This is a genomic window from Dyella dinghuensis (assembly GCF_003977615.1).
Classification (GTDB): Bacteria; Pseudomonadota; Gammaproteobacteria; order Xanthomonadales; family Rhodanobacteraceae; genus Dyella_B; species Dyella_B dinghuensis.
In genome coordinates this window covers 134484-158858 of record NZ_RYZR01000007.1, presented here as the reverse complement: position 1 = coordinate 158858, position 24375 = coordinate 134484, and the positions used below count along the sequence as shown (strand labels likewise).

Sequence of the window (24375 nt, the reverse complement as noted above, 5' to 3'; positions counted from 1 at the left end):
GGCAACGACCGCTCATCCTGCTTTCTTGCCAGAGAAGAATTGATGAAAGGCCGCAACTCCCATTGGATCGCTCATGTCGTTGCCATCGCAGCCCTAGCTTTGATGGCCGGCTGCGACATGGTCGGGGTGCATCACGTCACACCCAAGGAATACGCCACCCAGCGCCGCAGCGATGTGCTCAGCACGCGCAAGTTGAGCGATGGCACCTTGCAAACACTCAACGTGGTGGCGCTCAACCGCGACGAGTGCGCCGCGAATTTCACCCGTTGCACCAACACGCTACTGCTTTCCGATGGCCTGGACGACGAACGCCGTCTTTCCGCCTTGGCCGAGCTGTGGCTTTCGTATGCGATCCAGCGCGATAGTGCCGACGGTAGTCAGCAGGTAAGCGATCCCGCCGTCGATGCGTACCTGCAGTCGGCACGCTATGCCTATGCCTATCTTTTCTATACCCCGCGCAATCCTGGCGAGCGCGCTTTCGAAACACGGCAATCGCAGGTGCTGGATTTCTACAACTACGCCACGCAGCAAGCTGTCGGCAGCTTCTTCAAGTTACTCCCTGAACTCGGTACTGACTGGAACAGCCGGGCCATCGCCGGCTGGAATCTGCTCAAGCCAAGTACCGATGTTTACCTCGGCTCGGGCGACTACATCCCGAAAGAACTGATCCCTGCCGAAGGACTGCGATTCAGCGGTTTACGCAATGTCTATCGGCGCGACGGCTTCGGTTCGGAATTCGTCGCCATCGGTTCGCCGCCACCCGACACGGATCAGCCATGGCGCGAACCCAACTATGTGCCGCTGACTGCCATCCTGGAATTTCCGGGCGATACATTAAGCGATGTCCTCGGCACGCATGATGTGCGCCTTTTTGCGAAGAATCCCTACGTCGACAGCGCCATCACACTCGACCATCAAACCATTCCGCTCGCCGCCAATTTCACGGCGCCTTACGGTGTGTGGCTGGCGCGTTCGGGTTTCGCGACGCAGTCGATCCGTTCGCTGCTCGGGCGCGGCGGGATCACCAAGCCTGAAGTGCTGTTGATGCAACCGTACGATCCGAACCGGCTGACCGTGATCATGCTGCATGGGCTGGCCAGCAGTCCGGAAGCGTGGATCAATGTCGTCAACGAAGTGATGGGCGACGAACAACTGCGCCGCACGTATCAGGTGTGGGAGGTGTATTACCCCACCAATCAGCCCGTGGCGGTGAATCGTTTGCAGATCAGCAAGGTGATTGAGGAGACCATTCATCACTTCGATCCCACGGGGCACGCCGTCGCATCCCAACACATCGTGCTGATTGGGCACAGCATGGGTGGCGTGATTGCGCGCCTGCTGGTTTCATCCAGCGGCGACAAATTGTGGGTTGCGGTACCGGAACGTAACGATCTGACGCCCGAAAAAAAACAAAAAGTGCGGCAGGTGCTTGCACCCTATCTGCAATTTGAGCCGATGCCACAGGTGACGCGCGCGGTCTTTCTCGCCGCGCCGCATCGAGGCACGCCTGTCGCGCAATGGAAACTCGCGCGCTGGATCGGCAACTTGATCCGCTTGCCCGTCACCTTGCTGGAACAAAGCAAGAACCTGACGGATGCGATGCAAGGCAAAGCAGCGAGCGGCGACACAGCCACGCGCGTGCCCAACAGCATCGACAACCTCAGCGATACCGATCCCTTCATCAAAGCGTCCAGCACACTACCGATATCGCCCACGGTGCACTACCACACCATCGTGGGCGTCTATAAATTGAAGGGTCCGTTGAACGATTCGGACGACGGCGTGGTGCCCTACGCCAGCGCGCACCTTGACGGTGCCGATTCCGAGCTTGCCGTTCCTGCGTGGCACAACGTGCAAGACACGCCACAGGCCATCATCGAGCTGCGCCGCATTCTTCGCCTGCATGCCGCCCAGCTCCACTGCCTGCAGCCACCGGGCAAGGAGCGTGTGCCGTGCCAGGATCAGCCCGTGACTTCGCCATAAAAAAAGCAGGAGCCTTGCGGCCCCTGCGATGTTTTAGACGTTTAGACGATCGCGACCCTCAGAACGGAATATCGTCATCGTCGAAATTGTTGTTGCTTTCCATCGGCGGCGCGGACTGGCGCTGTGGCGCGTTGGCGTAATCGCCGCCACCCTGGCGAGCGCCGCCGCCCTGCGGGCGTTCACGATAACCACCGCCACCACCCGGGGCACCGCCGCCTTCGGCACCGCCGCCGCCCAGCATCTGCAGGTCATTAGCGATGATGTCGGTGGAGTAGCGCTCGACGCCGTCTTTGTCGGTGTATTTATCGGTACGTAGGGAGCCTTCGATATATACCTGACGGCCCTTCTTCAGGTACTCGCCAGCGATCTCCGCCAGGCGGCCGAAAAGTTTCACACGATGCCATTCGGTACGCTCCTGCTTCTGGCCGCTCTGCTTGTCGGTCCATTGCTCGGAGGTAGCGATGCGCAGGCTGGCAATGGCAGTGCCACCGCCGGTATAGCGGACTTCCGGGTCCGCGCCGAGGTTTCCAACCAGGATGACTTTATTGATGCCACGTGCCATGAAATAACCTCAAGCGGTACGGTGTAACGGTGTGATTTGTCATCGTAACATAGGGTTTCAGGGCCGCTACGGGGAACCGCCCCACCAGCTTGCCGTCCTTGGCCGCCCTTCACGGGGTAAAAATCCGGAGGCAGTCACACGGGATGCGGCCGGCCCCTCTATAATCTGGAACCTATGTCCAGCACCCGCCTCATGAACACCTCCGTTCTCCAGACCATCGAACCCGTAGGCGACTTTGCGAGCGTGCGTGCGCTGGCCGAAGGCGACATGCAGCGGATCGATGCCCTGATCCGGCAACGGCTGGCCTCCGACGTGGTGCTGATCAACCAGATCGCCGATCACATCATCGCCAGCGGTGGCAAACGGCTTCGCCCGATGCTGCATGCCCTGGCCGCCGGCGCGGCGGGATACAACGGCGACAAGCACATCAAGCTGGCGACGGTCATCGAGTTCATTCACACCTCCACGCTGTTGCACGACGACGTGGTCGACGAATCGGATCTGCGCCGCGGCCGCAAGACGGCCAACGCGTTGTGGGGCAATGCTGCCAGCGTGCTGGTCGGCGATTTCCTCTACTCGCGCTCGTTCCAGCTGATGGTGGAACTGGACGACATGCGCATCATGCGCATCCTCGCCGACACCACCAATACGATTGCCGAAGGCGAAGTGCTGCAATTGCTCAATATCGGCAATGCCGATGTCGATGAAGCGGCGTATCTCGCTGTGATCGAGCGCAAGACCGCGGTGCTGTTTGCCGCGGCCACGCAATTGGGCGGCCTACTGGGCGGGTTGCCCGAATCGCAGGTGATGGCGCTGCGCCACTACGGCATGCAGCTGGGCTACGCGTTCCAGATCGCCGACGACTTGCTCGACTACGTGAGCGATTCGCGCACGCTGGGCAAGAACATCGGCGACGATCTGGCCGAAGGCAAACCTACCTTGCCGCTGATCTATGCCATGCAACGCGTGGGCACCGAAGAAGCCCGCGAAATGCGTCATGCGATCGAGCACGGCGGCCTGGATTCGCTCGACCACATCCTGAAGGCGATTCACGACTCCGGTGCCATCGAGCGCACGCGTGAATGCGCCATGCGTCATGCGCGTGCTGCACGTGAAGCGCTTGCATCGCTGCCGGCATCGTCGTATCGCGAGGCGTTGGCGACACTCGCCGACTATTCGGTGCAACGCACGTTCTGATTCGCCTTCAACCCCGTTCGGGGGAGGCGCCGACGATTCGCTAACTAGCGACGAATCTTGCTGCGATATTCGCGCCCTCCCCTGCAAGCAGGGGAGGGCTGGGGTGGGGTTGCACGAGCTTGCCGCACACGTGACGGCTTAACCCCACCCCAACCCTCCCCTACTGCACGTAGGGGAGGGGGCAGGTTTCGAGTCCCTTAGATTCTTCGCGAATCGGCGAAGATTTTGAACATGTTTTAAGGTTTGCCGCTGAAAGCAGCATTCAGCCAATCGTGCATCAACCGATAGCTGCGCGCTGCGGCGCGTGGGTCGTACTTGCAGCCCGGCGAGTTTTCTTCGGTCTCGGTGAAGCAATGCACCGAATTGCCGATGACCAGGAATTCCCAGTCGGCCGAACCGCCGCGCATTTCATCCATGAACTTGTCCGCGTCAGGCATGGTGCCTTTGTCGTCTGCGCCGTTCATCGCCAAGACGCGTGCCTTGATGTTCTTGGCCAAGTCAGGATTGTCGGTGGTCAAGCCACCGTGGAATGACACCACCGCCGCCACATCCGCACCGCTGCGCGCCAGATCGAGCACTGTCGTGCCACCGAAGCAAAAACCGATGGCCGCGAGTTTGGTGAGATCAATCGGTGCCGTGCTGGCTTGCGCCTTCAGTTGCGTAAGCGCTTCGTTGATGCGCTTGCGCATCATCACGCGATCGGCATACAGCGGCTTGGTTGCCGCCTGGGCCTGATCGGCGTGGCCGGGCGTGGGGCGCACGTTTTCACCGTACATATCGGTGAGCAGGATCACGTAATCCTTGCCGGCGATCATGTCCGCTTTTTTTATCGCGACGTCGGTGATGCCGTACCAGTTCGGCACCATCACCAGACCAGGACGTTTGGCGCTGCTGGCATCGTCATAGACCAGCACACTTTTGAAGTGCGTACCGTCGAGCGTCCATTCCACAGGGCGATGCACCATTTTTGCCTGTGCGGTGAAACTCAAAGCAGCCAGTAATGCGAGACAGCACAATCGAACGAAACGCATGAGGTCATTCCCCTTTGGAAGCATCAAAGTCCGGCGGCGTGTGCAGCGATACGCCGCTTCAGTGGTGTGAGTCGATCCAGTAACCGCACGCCGATGCCGCGTGCTGCCACGAATGGCTGCGATTCCCAGGCGTAGATGCGTGCAAGCGCGTCGAATCCGTAGGCGTCGAGCGTGTCCTCGCTGCGGCGACGTCGCGCGTAACGACGAAGGATGTGCGCAGCGGCAAAGTCGCGGCCCTCGCTGCGAGCTGCCGACAAGGTGTCGCGCAGTTCAATGACATCGCGCAAACCAAGGTTGACGCCCTGCCCCGCCAGCGGATGCACGGTATGTGCGGCATCGCCGAGCAGAACGAAGCGTTCGGCGTGATAAGCGCTGGCCAATTGCAGTTTCAGGGGAAACGCGGCGCGTGGCGTCGTGGCCGTGATTCGGCCCAGACGAAAATCGGAAGCGATGCCCAGTTCGCTGCAGAATGCCTCGTCGTCCAGCGCTTGTACGCGGCGCGCTTCGGCTTCCGGCAATGACCACACGACGGAGCTGCGTCCGTCGGCCAGCGGCAGCAGCGCCAGCGGCCCGGTTGGCAAAAAGCGCTGCCATGCGGTGCGCTCGTGCGGACGCTCGGTGGTGACGTGCGCGACAACGGCACGCTGTGCGTAGTCACGACCATCCGTGCCGATACCTGCGCGTTCGCGCAAAGGCGAACCTGCACCGTCCGCTGCAATCAGCAAACGCACGGACAGGCTTTCGCCATCGGCAAGTTCCAGCACGACGCGATCCGCACGCGTCTCGAAATCTTTCACCGTTGCAGGGCAAAGCCGTCGCACACCGGCCGCTTCCAACGATTGCCACAATGTCCACTGCACGAGGTTGTTTTCGACGATGTAGCCGAGTGAATCGCGGCCTTCGTCGGCGGCGTCGAAGTGGATCGCCGCGCCGTTTTCGGCATCCCACACATGCATATGCGAATAGGAGCTCGCGCGTGCATTGCGTATGGACGGCCAAACGCCGAGGTCGTCGAGCAAAGCGATGGACGATGGCGCCAAGCCAACGACGCGCAAGTCCACGTCATCGTCGGCGCTCCACAGTGTAGGAGCGCGTGCTTCGAGCAACGCGGTGCTGAAACCCGCGCGACTCAATGCCAATGCCGCCGCAGCACCCACCATGCCGCCACCGACCACCGCAATATCCAGCGCGGGTGACCGGCGATGACCGGTTTTCAATGCCGTCGTCATGGCAGGCGCTCCAGCACGGCGCGCGGCGGTTCACCACGAAAACCCATACCGCGCCGGGCAAGCGCCTGTTGCAGCGGCGGCACGCGGTCGTAGGCCATCAGCGCAAGCGAACGCAACGGTGCCATCCACGGCTGCGGCATGCAGGCGAAACGCACGAGATCGTGACTCATCGCCATGGTGCCTTCGCGATCGGGAGCGCGACGTTCCGCATAGCGTGTCAACAGCGCGGGGGCTCCAGGGTCTTTCGTTTCGGCAATCAATTCTGCGAGCGTCAAGGCATCGCGCAGACCGAGGTTGAAGCCTTGGGCGCCGATCGGATGCACGGTTTGCGCAGCGTTACCAACAAGTACCGCACGCGACGCAATAAGACTGCGCGCCGCAACACGGCGAATCGCGTAAGGATAACGCTTGCCCGGTCGCGTCAAACGCCCCAATCGCCAGCCGAAACGCTCTTGCGCCAGTGCGATGAAATCCGCATCGTCCAGCGCAGCAACGTCATCGGCCGACTCCGATGGGACGGTGAGCACAAGACCACAGCGACGTTCTGCCAGCGGAAGCATCGCGATGGGCCCTTCATCGGAGAAGCGCTCCCATGCGCGATTCGCAGGATCGCGTTCCGGTGTGACGGTGCAGACGAAAAGCGTCTGTGCGTAATCGTGCGTGTCGACATCGATGCCGAGCTGCGCACGCACGAAGGATTCGGTGCCGTCCGCGCCGACCAGCAGCGCGGCGTCGATGTGCTGGATACCGTCAGGCGTCTTGATCTGCGCGCGCCAGCCATCGTCATGCTGCTCAAGGCCGACGAGGCTCGCCGGAGCCATGCGCACCAGTTGCTTGCAGGTGTCGAGTCGACGCAGCAATCCGCTGCCCAATTCGCGTGCCGGCAACGTCCAGCCGAGCGCATCGACGCCATGACGTGCCGCATCCAGCCGGGCGCTGCCAAATTCGCCAGCCCGGCTGACGTGGATATGCCGAATCGGCGTCGCTTGCGCAGCGACGAGCGGCCAGACCCCGATCGCGGTGAGACCGTTGACGGTGGCGCGTGCCAGGGCGAGGTTGCGTTCGTCGTAGCTGGGTTGCGCGCCCGCACGTGGCGCGGCGGCTTCGACCAAGGTGACGCGGCAACCGGCCGCATCGAGCGCGATAGCGAGGCTGGCGCCGACCAAGCCGCCGCCAACAATCAGTACGTTGCCATGGGCGCTGAAGGGAGAGGTGGGATTCATGGGCGGAATCATACGCGCTGACACCGTGTTGTTCGTATCAAACGCGGGCATTGGGCTAAACTGGGCGTCTTCCATTGGCCGCCTATCTTGACGGAGTTCTTCATGGCTATGACTCAAACCCAGCGCCTAGGCATTTTCGCCGCGCTCGCCCTGGTGATGGCGGTCACCCGCGTGCACCTGTCGCTGCTTCACCACGATATTTGGGACGCATCGTGGGGTGTGTTCTTCCTGGCCGGTTTTTGGTTGCGCGGCACCGGCCGCTGGGCCTTTCCCGTGCTGATGGCCGAAGCGGTGCTGGTCGATTACCTGGTCATCACGCACATGGGCATCAATTTCTGGAGCCACTACTGCGTCTCGGCCGGCTACTGGTTCCTGATTCCCGCATACGGCGCACTGTGGCTGGGTGGTAGCTGGCTGGCCAAGCATCAGAATGGTCTGCGTCTGTCGACGCTGGCGCTGGCCGTCGTCGCTTTGCTCGTCAGCGAAAATCTTTGCTATCTGATTTCGAACGGCAGCTTCTATTGGCTGAGCGCGAACGTGCCGCAGCCGAAGACGTTTGCGTCCTGGTTCGAAAATCTGGGTGACTGGTATCTGCCGTTCCTGCAGACCACGGCTGTGTATGTCGGCCTGGGCGCAGTGCTGCATGTCTTGGTGGTGCAGCTTGCACGCTTTACTCAACACAGCGGACAGACGCAGCACTGATCGTGGGCAACCGGCTATCCAAGATTTACACCCGCACCGGCGACGACGGCAGCACGGGTTTGGGTGATGGCTCGCGCGTGGCGAAAGACTCGGCGCGCGTCGGGGCTTATGGCACGGTCGATGAGCTCAACAGCACCATCGGCATGGTACTGGCCTGCGACGGTGTCGACGATGCGGTGCGCGAAACACTGACCCAGGTGCAGCATGAACTGTTCGATCTGGGCGGTGAGCTGTGCATTCCCGGCATGGCGATGATCGACGATGCCGATATCACGCGCCTGGAAGACGTACTCGATCAATTCAACGAACCGCTGCCGCCGCTTAAGGATTTCATCTTGCCGGGCGGCGGCATGGCAGCATCGTGCTGTCACCTGGCGCGCACGGTGTGCCGCCGCGCCGAGCGCGAAGTGATTGCGCTGGGCCGTGTGGAATCGGTCAGGCCGCAGGCGCAGCGTTATCTGAATCGTTTGTCCGATCTGCTTTTTGTGCTGTGCCGCGTCCTGGCGCGCAGCAGCGGCCACGGCGAAGTCCTGTGGCAACACGAGCGTCGCCGCAAACCTACTGCCTGAGTTGACCCATGCTGCAGCTGTATACCCACGCCGTCTGCCTGCAGCACGATCCGGGTCCAGGACACGCCGAATCGCCGGCACGCTTGCGCGCGGTGCTCAAAGCACTCGACCAGGATCGCTTCGCAGTTATCGATCGTGTGGAAGCACCGCGCGCGACACGGGAGCAACTGCTACGTGTTCATAGCGCCGACCATGTCGACCGGATCCTGTCCATCACACCCGCTGACGAAACGGTTCGGCTGGACGAGGACACGCTCATGTCGCCCGCATCGGCCGAAGCGGGGCTGCGTGCCGCTGGTGCCTTGGTGGCTGCCGTCGACGCAGTGATGAAAGGATCGGCGAATCGCGCGTTCTGCGCGGTGCGGCCGCCCGGTCATCACGCCACGGCAGATACGGCGATGGGTTTCTGCCTTTTCAACAACGTTGCGGTGGCGGCAGCACATGCGCTGGCGGCACACGGATTGAAGCGCGTCGCCATCGCAGACTTCGATGTCCACCACGGTAACGGTACGCAGGACATTTTCCAGCGCGAACCGCGCGTCCTGTTTCTGTCCAGCCACCAGTCTCCGCTTTATCCCGGCACGGGCAGTGCGGAGGAAAAAGGGGTCGGCAACGTCATCAATGCGCCGCTGTCGCCGGGCGATGGTTCTTACGAATTTCGCGAGCTGTGGGATGGTGTCCTGCTGCCGCGACTCCATGCGTTCAAACCGCAGCTACTGTTGATCTCCGCCGGCTTCGATGCTCATCGCAACGATCCGCTGGCCGACATTCGTTTGCAGACCGAAGACTACGCGTGGATTACCGAACGCCTGGTGGACGTCGCAAGGACGCACGCCGACGGGCGCGTCGTCTCCACGCTGGAAGGTGGTTATGACCTGACAGCACTGGCAGCCAGCGCCAGCGCACACGTAGCAGCCCTGCTGGAAGAATAAGGCGTCACTTCAGCCGTTCAAAATCCAGCGCCAGCGAATTGATGCAATAACGCAGGCCGGTGGGTTTCGGACCATCCGGAAACAGGTGCCCCAGATGCGATTCGCACGTCGCGCAAAGCACTTCCGTACGGCGCATGCCACGACTATCGTCCTGCCGCAGACTGATCGCGATGCGCGTCATCGGCTGGAAGAAACTCGGCCAGCCCGACCCCGAATCGTATTTTGCTTCGGAGGCAAATAACGGGGCACGGCACGCCACACAAACGTACGTTCCCGGTTCTTTGTGGCGATACCACTTGCCGCTGAAAGGGGGTTCCGTGGCCGAACAACGGCACACCGCGTACTGCTCCGGGCTCAGGCTTTCGCGCCATTGCTCGTCAGTCTTAACGGGTTTGTGCTGTGCCATGCCTGTTCCCCCTACAGATAACGTGCGGTCCCGATGGGCTTTCTGATAGCTTAACGTCCCTTCGTAGCCGATTGATTGCCACCCCGTGAAGCCTACGCCGTCCTTGCGTTCTCTGCCTCCACGCCGCCTGCTGGCAATCGCAGCCGCCACTGCTTTGATGAGCAGCCAGTGCGTTCATGCCTCGTCCCAGACCAAGCATCCCAAGTCAACGCTGGACGGCTCGCAGGTCGTCTGCCCCCTGGGCACGTTTATTTGCCCGCCTCGCCCGGACAATTTCGCGCTATGCCGGCCCAACGGGTTCCTGGAGTTCTACGATCCGTTCCTGACCAAGGACTCCTCGCAACGCGAATCGGCCAAGACCTATGTCAGCTCTGACTACGTTCAAAGCCCGGACCAGACGATTTATCACCTCACCGGTCACGTGAAGGCCATTCGTGCGGACCAGGAATTGCAGGCCAACGCCGCCGACTACAACAGCGACACCACCGATTACGACGCGCGCGGCGGTGTGCATTATCAGGAATCCGAACACCTGATATCGGCCGATCATATTGTCGGCAACACCAGCAACAGCACCGGTGTCGCCACCGGCAACGTGCGCTTCCAGATGCTCGATTCGCATGGCAACGGCACTGCCGTACGCGGGCAGATGCTGGATGCCAATCGGAACAGCTACAGCATCGCCACCTATTCGACCTGCGACATCGGCCGTCATATCTGGGAAATTCGCGCGAAGAAGATCGATACCGACGAGAACACCGGCCGCGGTGTCGCGCGCGGCGCCACCATGACGGCGTTTGGTGTGCCGTTCTTCTACACGCCTTACATGACGTTTCCGTTGAACGATGAACGCCAGAGCGGGTTCCTCTACCCGTACTTCGAACATACGGGTGAAGCCGGTTATCAGTTCCGTATTCCGTATTACTTCAATTTGGCACCCAATTACGACGCTACGCTCGATCCGCGTTACTACACCTTGCGTGGAGCGATGCTCAGCGGTGAAGTCCGTTATATGTTCCCGCGCACCGGAGGCATATTCGAGTTCGATTTTCTGCCTAGCGATAACTATAACGACCAAAAGATCACATCGACGGCGGAAGACACACAAGGAAAGGAGCGTTACTCGTTCAAGTTCGTCAATGGCTTTCTCATCGCGCCAGGATGGTCGCTGGGCACGATCATTAATCGTGCGTCCGATCAGAATTACTTGCATGACTTTGGCGATGACTTATACAGCGTTTCCACGACGCTCCTTCCTTCAATGATCTATCTCAACGGCTCGGGAAACTGGTGGAGCGCATCGATCGGCGGAGATATGTGGCAGAACGTAAACCCGTCCGAGCCCAACAATGTTGCCGAGCCCTATAAACGTCTGCCTCGCGCGACGTTCAATATGGATATTCCGTTCGCACGCTGGTACGACTTCGGCATGAACAGCGAAGCTGTATCGTTCCACAAATCTAACAGTGTGGAAGGCAGCCGTCTGGATCTCTACCCATATGTAGACGCGGACTACCAAGGCCCTTGGTGGTTCATCAGGCCAAAAATCGCCTATCGCTATACAACCTATTCGCTTGCGGCGGGATATCAGAACTACGAAACCGCCGTTACCACTCCAACGGAAACGACGCTCTATCATTTCAATAATGCCGACCCGACTCGATCTTTGCCGATCATAAGTCTGGACCAAGGCTTGATCTTCGATCGCAGCACGTCACTATTCGGCACGGACTATACACAGACGCTGGAACCGCGCCTGTACTACCTGTATGTGCCCTATCGCAACCAGAACAACCTTCCGCTGTTCGATACGAATCTGATGAACTTTGACGACTGGATGTTGTTTACGCCGAACCAGTTTTCGGGCGCCGACCGTCAGATGAATGCGAACAATCTTACTGCCGCGGTCACGACCCGCTTCCTCGACGATGGTGGCGTGGAGCGTTTGACGGCAACGTTTGGCCAGATCCGTTATTTCACGCCGCAGTTAGTGCAGGATGCCTTTACGCCACCAACGTACTGGTCTGGTTCGGACTATGTTGCCGAATTGGGAACTCAGTTGAACGATCAGTGGACAATGAACACGGAATACCTTTGGAATCCAGCGACCAAAAAGACGGAGCTAGGCACGTTTACACTCCAGCGGCGCCTCGGATTCGATGGCGTGCTCAATTTCTCCTACCGCTTCCGCCAAAATCTCACTCTACTGAGCATTTTTAGCCCCCAGGAGGCGTACGAGAAATCGGTGGAACAATACGATATTTCGGCGGTCTATCCGCTTACGGATCGTTGGCGCCTGATCGGCGACTACACCTATTCAGTCCTGGATAGGCGGGTGGTGGAAGCCGTTGCGGGCGTCCAGTACGAGGGATGCTGTGTGAAGGTCAGCGTCGTGGCCCGCCACTACGTGACGGGCTATGACGGCGTTGTCTACACGCTGCCGAACCAGCCCCTTCCGGGCAGCGATACGGCCGTCATGTTCGAGATCGAATTCAAGGGCATGGGCAACACCAGCGGGCAGACGGACAGCCTGTTGCGGCGTGATATCCTTGGGTATCAATAAGCGCGCCCAGGCTGGGTTTGGGCGCCTGAACGAAACAGCCTGAAAGGCCGTTTTACAAGATCAACATTACTCATTCCTTCGCCGCGGGCGATAGAAGGCTGTTCACTGATGAAGCAGATTTTTGCCTTGTTCCTGCTGACGATCGTCGCAGCGGCCCCCTCTCTGGCCCAGGCCCAGCTCCTGTCGCCCCAGGATGCCAGCTCGACCGGCCAGCAGCCGATCGACCGTATCGTCGCGGTCGTCGAGGACGATGTAATCCTGCAAAGTGAGCTGAACGACGCCGTCGCCGCCATCCAGCAGCAGTACGCCAGCCAGCCGGGTCAGCTGCCGCCGATCGATGTATTGCGCCGGCAGGTGCTCGATCGGCTGGTGCTGATGAAGCTCCAGCTGCAGCGTGCGGACGATCAGGGCGTTCGTGTGTCCGACGCCGATGTCGATCAGGCCGTCCAGAACGTGGCCACCCAGAACAAGATGACCCCCGATCAATTGCATGCCGCGGTGGAACAGAGCGGCCTGAGCTACAACGCCTTCCGTCAGCAACTGCACGATCAGCTGGTCGTCCAGAAGCTGCATCAGAGCGTCGTGCGCGACTCCGTCAGCGTCACGGATAGCGAAATCAACAACCTGCTCAATAGTCCCAGCTACAAGGCTGGCGAAGTGCATCTGTCGCACATCCAGATCAGCATTCCCAGCGGTGCGGGCCCGGCCGACATCCAGAGTGCGCAGACGAAGGCCGAACAGGCGCTTGCGGCCATCAAGGGCGGTATGGACTTCAAGGCAGCGGCGATCCGTTTCTCCGACGCGCCCGATGCGCTGGACGGCGGCGATCTTGGCTGGCGCCGCATGGACGAAGTGCCCCCGGCGTTCGTCGACACGATCAACAGCATGAAGAGCGGCGAAGTCAGCGGGATCCTGCACGGTCCCACCGGTTTTCACATCATCCAGCTGATGGGCCAGCGCTCGCAGTCCAAGGACATGGTGACCGAGTACCACGTCCGTCAGATCATGATTCGCCCGAGCGAACTGGTCTCCGCGGCGCAGGCGCAGCAAAAGGCCCAAGACATCTACAACCGCATCGTCAAGAAGCACGAGGACTTCGCCAAGCTGGCGAAGGAAGACTCCAGTGACGACACGACGGCGAACAACGGCGGCGACATGGGCTGGTTCCAGCAGGGCGACTGGGGCACGCTGATTGGCCAGAAGGTGGATGAGCTGAAGGACGGTGAGATCTCCCAGCCGTTCCAGAGCGAAGCCGGCTGGCATATCATCCAGCGCCTGGGCACGCGTACCACAGACTTGACCACGCAAGTAGCGCGTGACCAGGCCCGCCAGGCCATCGGCAACCGCAAGGCGGATCAGGCCTACGACGACTACCTGCGTGAAATGCGTTCCAGCTCGTACGTGAAGATCCTCGTGCCGGAGTTGATGGACCCCAACGCCCCCGCATCCCCTTCGGACGACAAGTCGTCGTCCTGACGATGCCATCGCGCGCGACTCGATCGTGAACAGTCCCGCGTTGCTACCACGGCTCGCCCTGACTGCAGGGGAGCCGGCGGGAATCGGTCCTGAGCTGCTTGTCCGATTGGCCGCCACACCGTTGGCGGCCAATTTCGTTGCGATTGCCGATCGTGATCTACTGCAACGCGCTGCCGCGCGTTGCAGCGTGAAGCTCGACCTGATCGACGACGATGGCGGTCAGATCGATACACGCGCACCAGGGTCCATGCGCGTTCGCCATATACCGCTGGCCGTCGAGGAAATTCCGGGACGTCCCGATCCACACAACGCCAGGCATGTGCTCGCCACGCTGACTGAAGCAGCGGAGGGCTGTCGGGGCCGCCGCTACGCTGCGGTTGTCACCGCGCCACTGCAAAAGTCCTCCATCAACGATGCTGGCATTCCCTTTAGCGGGCACACCGAGTTCTTCGCGGCACAGAGTCATGCGGATGTCGTGATGATGCTGGCGAGCCCTGAATTGCGTGTGGCATTGGCGACCACTCATTTGCCGCTGATAAACGTCTCGGCCGCAATCACTCCTGCTTCGCTGGAACGGACATTACGCATCGTGCACGACGAACTACGCGCGAAGTTCGGTTTCGCCGAACCGCGTATTGCCGTGCTGGGTCTCAATCCGCACGCGGGTGAAAACGGTCATCTCGGGCGTGAGGAAATCGATACGATCATTCCCGTCTTGGAAAAGCTGCGCGCACAAGGCATGCGATTGAGCGGACCGCTGCCTGCCGATACCGCGTTCGTGCCGGCACAACGCCAGCACTACGATGCAGTGCTGGCGATGTATCACGATCAGGCATTGCCGGTACTCAAGAGCGAAGCGTTTGATCGCACGGTCAACCTCACGCTGGGCCTTCCTTTTATTCGCACCTCGGTCGATCACGGCACGGCGCTGGATCTTGCGGGCAGCGGCAAAGCCGATCCATCCAGTCTGATCGCCGCAGCTCATATGGCGCTCGATCTGGTCGCACGTCGTGCGATGTCATCTTCGCAGGGACATTCATGAGCGCCCGTCCCAAAAAGAGTTTCGGCCAGCACTTCCTGCACGAGCGTCGTTACATCGAACGCATCGTCAGTGCCATTTCGCCACGCCCCGATGACTTCATTGTCGAAATCGGCCCTGGCGAAGGCGCGTTGACGTTTCCGTTGCTCGCGGCGGCCGGAAAGCTCACGGCCATCGAATTGGACACCGATCTGATTCCCAGCCTGCAGGCGAACGCTGCCGCTATTGGCGAATTGTCGATCGTGCATGCCGATGTGCTGAAAGTGGACTTCACCGCGATGGCGCATCGCCACGGGGTGTCGCAGCTTCGCATCGCGGGAAACCTGCCGTATTACATCTCCAGCCCGATCCTGTTCCACTGCGTCGATCACGCAGCGGCGATTACCGACATGCATTTCATGTTGCAGAAAGAAGTCGTCGATCGCATGGCGGCAGAACCGGGCAGCAAAGTGTACGGACGTTTGTCCGTGATGCTGCAGCTCGCCTGCCGCGTCGTTCCGCTCTTTGACGTTCCTCCTGGCGCATTCCGTCCGCCGCCGAAAGTGGATTCGTCCGTCGTGCGCCTGGTGCCGCTTGCGGCGCACGAGCGTCACGATGCCAGCCCGGAGCGCGTGCATGCCGTGGTCAAAGCAGCGTTCGCACAACGTCGCAAGACGCTCGGCAACGCGCTGCGTCAGTTGATGGACGCCGACGCCATTCGACGCGCCGATGTCGATCCTAAGGCCCGCGCTGAAACACTTGCGCCGGAAGATTTCGTGCGTCTGGCCAAAGTGAACGTCGACCAGCATTTATGACACGCCGCTCGTCGCGAGACCGGCGCGCGGTGCCTTTGGGCGGCCTTAACCCTTACAATCGGCGCATGAACGAGAAATCCCCCTACACCATTAATGTGCAGGTGCAAACCCGCTTCATCCCCGACCAGTCCGTTCCCGGGGAGAACCGCTACGTGTTCGCCTACACCATCACGCTGCACAACGACGGGATGATTCCCGCTCGTCTGCTCACCCGTCACTGGGTGATCACGGATGCCAATGGCAAGATCGAGGAGGTCAATGGCGAGGGTGTGGTTGGCGAACAACCGTGGATGCGTCCAGGCGACGATTTCGAATACACCTCCGGCGCGGTATTGGAAACCGCGGTAGGGACCATGCATGGCAGCTACCAGATGGTTGCGGACGACGGCACCCGATTCGAGGCACCAATACCTGCGTTCACACTTTCCATTCCGCGCACACTGCATTGAGGCCCTGCTGATGATGCATGCGCAGCACGCGCACATGGCAATGCGCTGATGGCCACTTACGCGATCGGCGACGTCCAAGGTTGTTATCCGGAGCTGCAGCGATTGCTGGAGAAGTTGCGCTTCGACCCTGCGCAGGATCGGCTCTGGTTTTGCGGCGACCTGGTCAATCGTGGCGGCGAATCGCTCGCGACATTGCGCCTGGTGCATTCGCTGCGCGACAGCACCACCCTGACGCTCGGCAATCATGATCTGAGTTTGCTCGCCATTGCCCTGCGCAAGCAGGACGCTCAGTCACGCGTGAATCCAGAACTTCGCGAGGTGCTCTTCGCAGAAGATGCGCCAACACTGTTCGAATGGCTGCGCAGCCAGAAGCTGTTGCATCACGATGAAACACTGGGTTGGACCATGGTGCACGCGGGGCTCGCTCCCAGTTGGACGCTCAAGCAAGCGCAGCGCTCTGCCGCCGAAGTGGAGCGTGAGCTTTCAAGCCCGCGGCATGCGCGCCTGCTGAAAAATCTGTTCGGCAATCGCCCTGCTGCGTGGTCGAGTCGCTTGCAGGGTATCGATCGCATGCGCGCATCGATCAATACCATGACGCGGATGCGCTTCTGCGACGTCAACGGCCGCATCGACTTCGAAAGCAAGGGTGCGCCGGGCACGCAAAAACCCGGCATGTACCCGTGGTTCGAAGTGCCTGGTTTGCGTCGTCGCGAGACACGCATTGTCTGCGGCCACTGGTCCGCGCTCGGGCGTTTTGCCGGCCTGGACGTCTACGGCATCGACACAGGTTGCGTATGGGGCGGCAAGCTCACGGCGCTGCGCCTGGATCAGGAAGAACCGCAGTACATTGCCGTGAATGCGGAGCCGCATCGCAAGCGGCCGCCCGGCGGCGGCGATTGATCCATCCGCAACCGCTGCTTACATAAAATCCTGCGTCACTAAAAAACAAACGCCCTCTGCGGAAAGCAGAGGGCGTGACGTTGTCATGCCTTAAAAGAGCGCGTGCCGGATCAGGCCAGCTGCCCGTGGCAATGCTTGTATTTCTTGCCGGAACCGCACGGGCACGGATCGTTGCGGCCCACCTTGGGACCCGTCGACGCCGGTTCCTGGGTAATCGCAACCTGCTCGACCGCTTCCAGACCGAGCACGCCACCCGCTGGCGCACCGCCGCCGCTGGCCTGCATCTGGCGCTGCAGACGCTCCGCCATGCGCTGCTGTTCGGCTTCCATCGCTGCCACTTCTTCTTCGCTGCGAATGCGGATGCGCGCCAGCATCTGGGTGACTTCCGACTTGATACGGCCCAGCATCTGCTGGAACAGCGTGAACGATTCGCGCTTGAACGCCTGCTTGGGATCCTGCTGCGCATAACCGCGCAGATAGATGCCCTGACGCATGTAATCCATGCTCGCAAGGTGTTCCTTCCATGCGTTGTCCACCACGCTCAGCATGATGTGCTTCTCGAGCTGACGCATGGTTTCCGGACCGACCTGCTTTTCCTTGGCCTGGAACAAATCGTTGAACAACGAGCGTACGTGATCCATCACGGTATTAGCATCGGCTTCGTGCTGCTGCTCCAGCCACGGCTTGATCGACGCGGACATGCCGAACTCGCTCTCGAGCTCGCGCTCAAGACCGGTGATATCCCACTGCTCGTCGATGCTGTCGGCGGGAACGTAACGGCGAACCACACCGTCAACGACATCGTCGCGAATATCAGTCACGGTGGCGGAGACGTCATCGCCCTCCAGCAGCTCGTCGCGCTGGCGATAGATCACCTTGCGCTGATCGTTGGCGACGTCGTCGTATTCCAACAGATTTTTACGGATATCGAAGTTGTGCTGTTCGACCTTGCGCTGCGCCTTTTCGATCTGGCGGCTGATCATGCGATCTTCCAGCGCCTCGTCTTCCTTCATGCCGAAGCGCTTCATCCAGCGCACGAGACCTTCGCCGCCGAAGATGCGCAGCAGGTTGTCCTGCAGCGACAGATAGAAGCGCGAGGAACCCGGGTCGCCCTGACGGCCGGAACGACCGCGCAGCTGGTTGTCGATACGACGGGATTCGTGACGCTCGGTGCCAACAATGTGCAGACCGCCAGCGGCGATGACCTGCTCATGGCGCTTTTTCCATTCGGACTTCACGCGGGCGCGATCGGTCTCGCTGGCGTCTTCCGGAAGCGCGGCCAGCGCGGCTTCCAGGCTACCGCCCAGCACGATGTCGGTACCGCGACCAGCCATGTTCGTCGCAATCGTAACCGCACCCGGCATACCCGCCTGGGCGACGATGTGCGCTTCGCGCTCATGCTGCTTGGCATTGAGCACTTCGTGCGGAATCTTTTCTTTGCTCAGCAGATTCGCCAATAGCTCAGACACGTCGATCGACGCCGTACCGACCAGCACCGGCTGGCCACGCTTGTGGCAATCGCGAATGTCTTCGATCACAGCCTTGTACTTCACTTCCTGGCTGAGGAAGACCATGTCGGCGTTGTCCAGACGGATCATCGGCTTGTGCGTGGGGATCACCACCACCTCAAGGCCGTAGATCTGCTGGAATTCGTAGGCTTCAGTGTCGGCCGTACCGGTCATGCCGGCCAGCTTCTTGTACATGCGGAACAGGTTCTGGAACGTCACCGTCGCCAGGGTCTGGTTCTCGCGTTGAATGGGCACGCCTTCTTTCGCTTCCACGGCCTGATGCAGACCGTCGGACCAGCGGCGGCCTGCCAGCGTACGACCGGTAAATTCGTCGACGATGATTACTTCGCCATCGCGCACGATGTAATCGACATCGCGCTGATAGATCGCATTGGCGCGCAGCGCGGCATTGAGGTGATGCACGATCGCCAGATTGCGCGCGTCGTAAAGACTGCTGTCTTCGTCGATGACTTTGACCTGCAGCAGCAATTCTTCCGCATGCTGCATGCCCTCTTCCGACAGATGCACCTGCTTCTGCTTTTCGTCGACCCAGTAGTCACCGGAGCCGTCTTCGACCGCCTGACGCGTCATGCGCGGCACGATCTTGTTCACGGCGATGTACAGATCCTGTGACTCTTCCGCCGGACCGGAAATGATCAACGGCGTACGCGCTTCGTCGATCAGGATCGAGTCCACTTCGTCGACGATGGCGTAATTCAGTGCGCGCTGTACGCGCTGCTCTTTGGACAACGCCATGTTGTCGCGCAGGTAATCGAAACCGAATTCGTTGTTCGTACCGTAGGTGATGTCCGCGGCGTACGCTGCGAACTTGTCGGCGTGCTCCATGCCCGGCCACACGACACCCACGGTCAGACCGAGGAAGTTGTAGAGCTTGCCCATCTGCGCCGCGTCGCGCTTGGCCAGATAGTCGTTGACCGTCACGACATGGGTGCCCTTGCCTTCCAGCGCATTGAGATACACCGGCGCGGTGGCGACGAGCGTCTTGCCTTCACCCGTGCGCATTTCGGCGATCTTGCCCATGTGCAGCACCATGCCGCCGACGAGCTGCACGTCGTAATGACGCATGCCGAGCACACGCTTGGCGCCTTCGCGCACGACAGCGAAGGCTTCGGGCAACAGCTTGTCGAGCGACTCTCCGTCGGCGATGCGCTGCTTGAACTCGGTCGTCTTGGCGCGCAAGCCTTCGTCGCTGAGTTTTTCGAACTCAGGCTCGAACGCGTTGATACGCCCCACGCTCTTGGACAGCTGGCGCAATACTCGTTCGTTACGGCTGCCAAAAAGGCTCGTCAGTGCACGGTTAAGCATCGATCTTCCGGATCTGAAAACATGGGGAGCCATCCGGAACGATTCCGGATGGGCAAAGCCACGATGATACTAGGGTCCGCCGGGTATCCCAAACGCCTCGGGCCGGTGGTACACCCGGCTCACCGGACGCTGTGACTAGGGGTGGCGGTAGGGCAGCACCCTTTCAAGGGTGCCGGCAGATGCCGCTCAGCGGTGGTTCTTGACGAAGGCCAGCGGATTCACGACGCGGCCGTCGTACCAGACTTCGAAATGAACGTGCGAACCGGTGGACCGGCCGGTGGAACCCGCTTCGGCGATTTCATCGCCAACGCGCACATGCTGACCGGGACGCACCAGCAATCTGCTGTTGTGCGCATAGCGGGTCATGTAGCCGTTGCCGTGGTCGATCTCCACCACATTGCCGTATCCGCTGCGCACGCCGGCATAGGTCACCATGCCTTCGGCAACGGTATGCACCGGCGTGCCGTAAGGAACTGCGATATCCAGACCGGTGTGCCGGGCGGCGCTGCCATCGAACGGATCGGCGCGCACACCAAAGTAAGAAGAGATGTATCCGTCTGCCGGCATGCCGGTCGGCTTCAGATCGGAATCGATGCGCGCATTCATCAAGAGGCTCTGCATCGCACTGAGCTGTGCTTCTTGCGTGTCGAACTGCGTCGCGAGCTGATCGATGCTGGCATCCAGCGTCTGCGGGAGCGCATAGGCGCTGCTACCGGAGCTAACTTCGACACCGCCCACCGGCGGCGGCTGATCGAAATTGAATTCACCGTTGTCGAGCTTGCCCACCTGCGCCAGACGCTCACCCAATGCATTGAGGCGTGTGGCCTGGGCTTGCAGCTGACCGAGCTTGATCGCCAGCGCGTCGAGCTGCCGGTGAGCGTCCACTTTGAGGTCGCCCAGTTGTTTGTCCTGATCCTGCACGCGCTGGTGGAGCGCATCGATTTCGGCGACCGCACGACCGCGAGGGCTGGCGACCGCTAGCGCAAGTCCGGCGCCGATAGTGGCCAATGCCAGCACGGCGGTTGCTCCAATACCCAAGACACGCCAGCGCAATCGCTGGTTTGTAAGGTCCAGTGTTTTGGGCACCTTCCCTGCGCGTGAGACGAGTATGATTTGCATGTCGTTACCAAATTTGAAGTTTTTTTACTGATGCAGCGCGACGAATCCGCCGCTAAAAACCACATCGGGCATGGACCGCAATCCATTGCTCAGATCAGTCCTGTTGCTGCACTAGCCAAAAAAGCCGTCAAGCTCGAAGCCTTGGACCGCGCACTCCGTCAAACGTTGTCATCACCCCTGCGTGAACAGGTCAGGTTCGCCAATTGGCGCGGTGACAGCCTCGTTTTTCTTGCATCCTCTCCCGCATGGGCGTCCAGGCTGCGCTTGCAACAGGCGCAAATCCTCGCCGCCGCGCGCGCCATAGGCGCTCATGCAGGCTCAGTCATTGTGAAAGTGGCCCCCCTTCCTCCGCCTGATCCCCAGCCGGAGCAATCAAAACCGCTTTCCCTTGCCGCAGCACTTCATCTGAAGGCTGCCGCAAATTCAGTCGCAGACACCGAATTAAAGGCGCTGTTCCTGGAGTTGGCGTCCATCGCCGAAGTTACGAATTCCAAGCCCCGCCAGACACCCTGAGCTGAAGCGTCACCCGGTGACAGGCATGAAGCGGCCTGACCCCGGCGCGGGAGTCGGTTTTATACCACGCCGTACCCTAGGCGGGTCTCTAGGACGCGTCTCGATAGCGTGAATGGAAAGCCGACAAAAGTGTGATCTACGTCACAAAACGAACAAGCCGACCCTTTGAGGGGCCGGCCTGGTCAGATTTTGCGCAGCTTTTAGATCGCCTGGGCGGGATGCGCGTAGGAGATCGGCGCAGTGGCCGGATCGTCCTGATAGCTCACTTCTTCCCATGCGGAAGCGTCGGCCATCAGTGCGCGAAGAAGTTTGTTGTTCAACTCGTGACCGGACTTATGCGCGTAGTACGCACCGATCAAACTGTGACCGAGCAGATACAGATCGCCGATCGCATCGAGAATCTTATGTTTGACGAATTCGTCTTCGTAACGAAGACCGTCTTCGTTCAGCACGCGGTAGTCGTCGAGCACCACGGCGTTGTCCATCGAACCGCCAAGCGCGAGGTTATGTTCGCGCAGCATTTCGATGTCGCGCATGAAACCGAAGGTGCGTGCGCGGCTGACTTCCTTGACGAAGGACGTCGTGGAGAAGTCAATCTCGGCGCGCGAGGTGCGCTTGGAGATGATCGGGTGATTGAACTCGATCGAGAAACCGACCTTGAAGCCTTCAAAAGGCTCAAAACTGGCCCATTTATCGCCTTCCTGCACTTTGATCGGCTTCTTGATGCGAATGAAGCGCTTGGCCACAGCCTGCTCTTCAATGCCTGCCGATTGCAGAAGGAAGACGAACGGACCGGCACTGCCGTCCATGATCGGAACTTCCGGTGCGGAAAGATCGACGTAAGCATTGTCGATGCCCAGACCGGCCATCGCCGACAGCAGATGTTCGACGGTGGAAACACGAACGTCACCATTGACCAGCGTGGTGGACAAACGCGTGTCACCGACGTGATCCGGACGTGCATGAATATCGACCGGCGGATTAAGGTCGGTGCGACGGAACACAATGCCAGTGTTTGGCGCTGCGGGACGCAACGTCATATACACCTTGTCGCCGGTATGCAGGCCGACGCCAGTCGCACGGATGATGTTTTTAAGCGTACGCTGCTTGATCATTTATTGGGTACCTATAAGGGGCAGCAGCCAATTCGAGCTGGGATGCTAACACAGTCTTAACCTGTGGGAAAACAAACCGTACCGTACAGTCCGGCCAAGCCTTCATTTTCCTTTCATCATCCACAAATGCGATTCGTTCGCACTCGGTTGATGCAAGCACCCAATAGATCAAGCACTTGCGATTCGACAAAAGATCCCGTTGCCAGGGACGGGAGGTCCGGCAACGGGATTTTGGACTGGCAGGGCGGCAAGTCCACACACCACTCTGGCCAACCGTGCACCATCCTGGTCGCACTGTCTTTCGCATTCAACGCACGAATACGACGTCAGCTGACATCAGCGATGCCCTCGACCACGACCCCTTCAGGCGGCGACCAAGCGGCGGACGGGAGCATTCCCCTTTCGTCCGGCACGGCATCACTGACAAGTTAATACGTCGTTAGTTCATAACATTCACATATCTTTACGTAATTAATCCGCCTGTCGACGCAAGAAAGCGGGGATGTCCAGGTAGTCGAAGCTCGGATCGGCGCTCTTGGCCGAGCCATCGCCACCCCGCGGGTTGCTGGCCACCACCTCCGGCTGGGCGTAATCGACCACTTCGTTGCCGGTGCCGGTACGCAGAACCATCGGACGGGGACGCTGACGCATCTCCACCTGGGTCGCGACCGGACGGATCGGCTGGCGAGCGGCGACGCGGTTAAGGCCGGTGGCCACCACGGTCACGCGGACGTCGTCCTGCATTTCCGGATCGAGCGAGGTACCGATCACCACCGTGGCGTCTTCGCTGGCGAAGTCGTGGATGATGCGGCCGATCTCGTCGAACTCGCGCATGGTGAGGTTCGGACCCGCGGTCACGTTGACCAGGATGCCGCACGCACCATTGAGGTTGACGTCTTCCAGCAGCGGATTGTTGATGGCCGCTTCGGCGGCAGCCTGCGCGCGGTCATCGCCGCGAGCGGTACCCGAACCCATCATCGACAGGCCCATCTCGCTCATGACCGTACGCACGTCGGCAAAGTCGACGTTGATCAGGCCTGGGCTGGTAATGAGATCCGCAATACCTTGCACCGCACCCTGCAGCACATCGTTGGCGGCCTTGAACGCATTGAGCAGCGTCACTTCGCGGCCGAGCACCGACAGCAGCTTCTCGTTCGGCACCGTGATCAGCGAGTCGACGTGCTGCGAGAGGTCTTCGATACCCTTCAGCGCAACCTGCATGCGACGGCGGCCCTCGAACGGGAACGGCTTGGTCACCACCGCTACCGTCAGAATGCCCTTCTCTTTGGCCAACTGCGCGACAACCGGTGCCGCGCCCGTGCCCGTGCCACCACCCATGCCGCAGGTGATGAACACCATGTCTGCGCCTTCGAGCATTTCCTCGATGCGCTCGCGATCTTCCAGCGCGGCCTGACGACCGACTTCCGGATTCGCACCCGCGCCCAGGCCCTTGGTGACATTGGCGCCCAGTTGCAAATGCATACGACCACCGCAGCCCTTCATGGCCTGCGCGTCGGTGTTGGCGACGACGAAGTCGACGCCTTCGATGTTGGAGTTGAGCATGTGTGCCACGGCATTACCGCCACCGCCACCCACGCCAATGACTTTGATCACCGCATTCGGTGCAAGTTTTTCGACCAGTTCGAACATTTCCCGTCCTCCGTAGAACTCTCGTTGTCGTTGTAACCGCAAGACAACTCCGTGTTGTCTCTTTGGTGGTGAGCGAACCTCCATTCGCC

Annotated in this window: 21 protein-coding genes; 12 read left to right on the top strand and 9 right to left on the bottom strand. The window is 60.4% G+C overall.

Annotated features, from left to right (window positions below; genetic code table 11):
- Positions 1 to 42: 42 nt before the first annotated feature.
- Positions 43 to 1983, top strand: a complete 1941-nt coding sequence (locus EKH79_RS14600) for an esterase/lipase family protein (RefSeq protein WP_158621259.1) — start codon at positions 43 to 45, stop codon at positions 1981 to 1983.
- 58 nt (positions 1984 to 2041) lie between these two features.
- On the opposite strand, the gene ssb is transcribed toward EKH79_RS14600, so the two are convergent.
- On the bottom strand, positions 2042 to 2545 hold the full coding sequence (gene ssb, locus EKH79_RS14595; protein WP_126674572.1) for a single-stranded DNA-binding protein: 504 nt from the start codon (positions 2543 to 2545) through the stop codon (positions 2042 to 2044).
- A 192-nt stretch (positions 2546 to 2737) separates the two neighbouring features.
- On the opposite strand from ssb, the gene EKH79_RS14590 reads away from it, so the two are divergent.
- Positions 2738 to 3742 (top strand): polyprenyl synthetase family protein, encoded by a 1005-nt coding sequence (locus tag EKH79_RS14590; RefSeq protein WP_126674571.1) that lies wholly within the window; start codon positions 2738 to 2740, stop codon positions 3740 to 3742.
- Between the two features lie 236 nt (positions 3743 to 3978).
- Here the strand turns inward: EKH79_RS14590 and EKH79_RS14585 are convergent, their stop codons facing one another.
- Genes EKH79_RS14585 through ubiH form a run of 3 tightly spaced genes read right to left on the bottom strand, consistent with a single transcriptional unit; the run spans position 3979 to position 7225 of the window.
- Positions 3979 to 4773: a dienelactone hydrolase family protein gene (locus EKH79_RS14585; RefSeq protein ID WP_126674570.1), complete on the bottom strand. Its 795-nt coding sequence runs from the start codon at positions 4771 to 4773 to the stop codon at positions 3979 to 3981.
- A gap of 23 nt (positions 4774 to 4796) precedes the next feature.
- Entirely contained in the window at positions 4797 to 6002 is a 1206-nt protein-coding gene (locus EKH79_RS14580; protein ID WP_126674569.1) for a UbiH/UbiF/VisC/COQ6 family ubiquinone biosynthesis hydroxylase, read from the bottom strand.
- Complete coding sequence (gene ubiH / locus EKH79_RS14575; protein ID WP_126674568.1) at positions 5999 to 7225, bottom strand: 2-octaprenyl-6-methoxyphenyl hydroxylase; 1227 nt, start codon at positions 7223 to 7225, stop codon at positions 5999 to 6001. The genes EKH79_RS14580 and ubiH overlap by 4 nt, the downstream gene beginning before the upstream one ends.
- A gap of 102 nt (positions 7226 to 7327) precedes the next feature.
- On the opposite strand from ubiH, the gene EKH79_RS14570 reads away from it, so the two are divergent.
- Genes EKH79_RS14570 through EKH79_RS14560 form a run of 3 tightly spaced genes read left to right on the top strand, consistent with a single transcriptional unit; the run spans position 7328 to position 9428 of the window.
- Positions 7328 to 7927, top strand: coding sequence for a hypothetical protein (locus EKH79_RS14570; protein ID WP_126674567.1), 600 nt, complete (start codon positions 7328 to 7330; stop codon positions 7925 to 7927).
- A gap of 2 nt (positions 7928 to 7929) precedes the next feature.
- Positions 7930 to 8496 carry a cob(I)yrinic acid a,c-diamide adenosyltransferase gene (locus tag EKH79_RS14565; RefSeq protein ID WP_126674566.1) on the top strand — a complete coding sequence of 189 codons (567 nt, stop codon included), beginning with the start codon at positions 7930 to 7932 and terminating at the stop codon, positions 8494 to 8496.
- Between the two features lie 8 nt (positions 8497 to 8504).
- On the top strand, positions 8505 to 9428 hold the full coding sequence (locus EKH79_RS14560) for a histone deacetylase family protein (protein WP_126674565.1): 924 nt from the start codon (positions 8505 to 8507) through the stop codon (positions 9426 to 9428).
- A gap of 4 nt (positions 9429 to 9432) precedes the next feature.
- Here EKH79_RS14560 and msrB read toward each other — a convergent pair whose 3' ends face one another.
- A complete protein-coding gene (gene msrB / locus EKH79_RS14555; protein WP_126674564.1) occupies positions 9433 to 9834 on the bottom strand; it encodes a peptide-methionine (R)-S-oxide reductase MsrB in 402 nt (133 codons plus the stop codon).
- Between the two features lie 157 nt (positions 9835 to 9991).
- Between msrB and EKH79_RS14550 the strand changes: the two genes are divergently transcribed.
- The 6 genes from EKH79_RS14550 (at position 9992) to EKH79_RS14525 (ending at position 17055) form a co-directional block, all read left to right on the top strand.
- Positions 9992 to 12397: an LPS-assembly protein LptD gene (locus tag EKH79_RS14550; RefSeq protein ID WP_126674563.1), complete on the top strand. Its 2406-nt coding sequence runs from the start codon at positions 9992 to 9994 to the stop codon at positions 12395 to 12397.
- A gap of 108 nt (positions 12398 to 12505) precedes the next feature.
- Positions 12506 to 13873, top strand: a complete 1368-nt coding sequence (locus tag EKH79_RS14545) for a peptidylprolyl isomerase (RefSeq protein WP_126674562.1) — start codon at positions 12506 to 12508, stop codon at positions 13871 to 13873.
- Between the two features lie 25 nt (positions 13874 to 13898).
- A complete protein-coding gene (gene pdxA, locus EKH79_RS14540; RefSeq protein ID WP_233590334.1) occupies positions 13899 to 14915 on the top strand; it encodes a 4-hydroxythreonine-4-phosphate dehydrogenase PdxA in 1017 nt (338 codons plus the stop codon).
- On the top strand, positions 14912 to 15706 hold the full coding sequence (gene rsmA / locus EKH79_RS14535) for a 16S rRNA (adenine(1518)-N(6)/adenine(1519)-N(6))-dimethyltransferase RsmA (RefSeq protein WP_126674561.1): 795 nt from the start codon (positions 14912 to 14914) through the stop codon (positions 15704 to 15706). Before pdxA ends, rsmA begins: the two co-directional genes overlap by 4 nt.
- Positions 15707 to 15771: 65 nt before the next feature.
- Positions 15772 to 16155 (top strand): Co2+/Mg2+ efflux protein ApaG, encoded by a 384-nt coding sequence (gene apaG, locus EKH79_RS14530; RefSeq protein ID WP_126674560.1) that lies wholly within the window; start codon positions 15772 to 15774, stop codon positions 16153 to 16155.
- Positions 16156 to 16203: 48 nt separating this feature from the next.
- A complete protein-coding gene (locus EKH79_RS14525) occupies positions 16204 to 17055 on the top strand; it encodes a symmetrical bis(5'-nucleosyl)-tetraphosphatase (RefSeq protein WP_126674559.1) in 852 nt (283 codons plus the stop codon).
- A 110-nt stretch (positions 17056 to 17165) separates the two neighbouring features.
- Here EKH79_RS14525 and secA read toward each other — a convergent pair whose 3' ends face one another.
- On the bottom strand, positions 17166 to 19889 hold the full coding sequence (gene secA, locus EKH79_RS14520) for a preprotein translocase subunit SecA (protein ID WP_126674558.1): 2724 nt from the start codon (positions 19887 to 19889) through the stop codon (positions 17166 to 17168).
- Positions 19890 to 20075: 186 nt separating this feature from the next.
- The gene (locus EKH79_RS14515) at positions 20076 to 21008 is read right to left on the bottom strand and encodes a M23 family metallopeptidase (protein ID WP_126674557.1); all 933 of its coding nucleotides are present in this window, start codon (positions 21006 to 21008) and stop codon (positions 20076 to 20078) included.
- Here EKH79_RS14515 and EKH79_RS14510 point away from each other — a divergent pair.
- Complete coding sequence (locus EKH79_RS14510) at positions 21003 to 21521, top strand: DciA family protein (RefSeq protein WP_325050617.1); 519 nt, start codon at positions 21003 to 21005, stop codon at positions 21519 to 21521. The two genes, EKH79_RS14515 and EKH79_RS14510, sit on opposite strands and share 6 nt — an antisense overlap.
- Positions 21522 to 21721: 200 nt before the next feature.
- Here EKH79_RS14510 and lpxC read toward each other — a convergent pair whose 3' ends face one another.
- Both lpxC and ftsZ read right to left on the bottom strand, forming a co-directional pair.
- The gene (lpxC, locus tag EKH79_RS14505; RefSeq protein WP_126674556.1) at positions 21722 to 22636 is read right to left on the bottom strand and encodes a UDP-3-O-acyl-N-acetylglucosamine deacetylase; all 915 of its coding nucleotides are present in this window, start codon (positions 22634 to 22636) and stop codon (positions 21722 to 21724) included.
- A 471-nt stretch (positions 22637 to 23107) separates the two neighbouring features.
- Positions 23108 to 24286: a cell division protein FtsZ gene (gene ftsZ, locus EKH79_RS14500; RefSeq protein WP_126674555.1), complete on the bottom strand. Its 1179-nt coding sequence runs from the start codon at positions 24284 to 24286 to the stop codon at positions 23108 to 23110.
- Positions 24287 to 24375: the final 89 nt, after the last annotated feature.

Bases quoted from the DNA above. Each gene is read 5' to 3' on its own strand.
- EKH79_RS14600 (WP_158621259.1), top strand. From the start codon at position 43: ATGAAAGGCCGCAACTCCCATTGGATCGCTCATGTCGTTGCCATCGCA.
- ssb (WP_126674572.1), bottom strand. From the start codon at position 2,545: ATGGCACGTGGCATCAATAAAGTCATCCTGGTTGGAAACCTCGGCGCG.
- EKH79_RS14590 (WP_126674571.1), top strand. From the start codon at position 2,738: ATGAACACCTCCGTTCTCCAGACCATCGAACCCGTAGGCGACTTTGCG.
- EKH79_RS14585 (WP_126674570.1), bottom strand. From the start codon at position 4,773: ATGCGTTTCGTTCGATTGTGCTGTCTCGCATTACTGGCTGCTTTGAGT.
- EKH79_RS14580 (WP_126674569.1), bottom strand. From the start codon at position 6,002: ATGACGACGGCATTGAAAACCGGTCATCGCCGGTCACCCGCGCTGGAT.
- ubiH (WP_126674568.1), bottom strand. From the start codon at position 7,225: ATGAATCCCACCTCTCCCTTCAGCGCCCATGGCAACGTACTGATTGTT.
- EKH79_RS14570 (WP_126674567.1), top strand. From the start codon at position 7,328: ATGGCTATGACTCAAACCCAGCGCCTAGGCATTTTCGCCGCGCTCGCC.
- EKH79_RS14560 (WP_126674565.1), top strand. From the start codon at position 8,505: ATGCTGCAGCTGTATACCCACGCCGTCTGCCTGCAGCACGATCCGGGT.
- msrB (WP_126674564.1), bottom strand. From the start codon at position 9,834: ATGGCACAGCACAAACCCGTTAAGACTGACGAGCAATGGCGCGAAAGC.
- EKH79_RS14550 (WP_126674563.1), top strand. From the start codon at position 9,992: ATGAGCAGCCAGTGCGTTCATGCCTCGTCCCAGACCAAGCATCCCAAG.
- EKH79_RS14545 (WP_126674562.1), top strand. From the start codon at position 12,506: ATGAAGCAGATTTTTGCCTTGTTCCTGCTGACGATCGTCGCAGCGGCC.
- rsmA (WP_126674561.1), top strand. From the start codon at position 14,912: ATGAGCGCCCGTCCCAAAAAGAGTTTCGGCCAGCACTTCCTGCACGAG.
- apaG (WP_126674560.1), top strand. From the start codon at position 15,772: ATGAACGAGAAATCCCCCTACACCATTAATGTGCAGGTGCAAACCCGC.
- EKH79_RS14525 (WP_126674559.1), top strand. From the start codon at position 16,204: ATGGCCACTTACGCGATCGGCGACGTCCAAGGTTGTTATCCGGAGCTG.
- secA (WP_126674558.1), bottom strand. From the start codon at position 19,889: ATGCTTAACCGTGCACTGACGAGCCTTTTTGGCAGCCGTAACGAACGA.
- EKH79_RS14515 (WP_126674557.1), bottom strand. From the start codon at position 21,008: ATGCAAATCATACTCGTCTCACGCGCAGGGAAGGTGCCCAAAACACTG.
- lpxC (WP_126674556.1), bottom strand. From the start codon at position 22,636: ATGATCAAGCAGCGTACGCTTAAAAACATCATCCGTGCGACTGGCGTC.
- ftsZ (WP_126674555.1), bottom strand. From the start codon at position 24,286: ATGTTCGAACTGGTCGAAAAACTTGCACCGAATGCGGTGATCAAAGTC.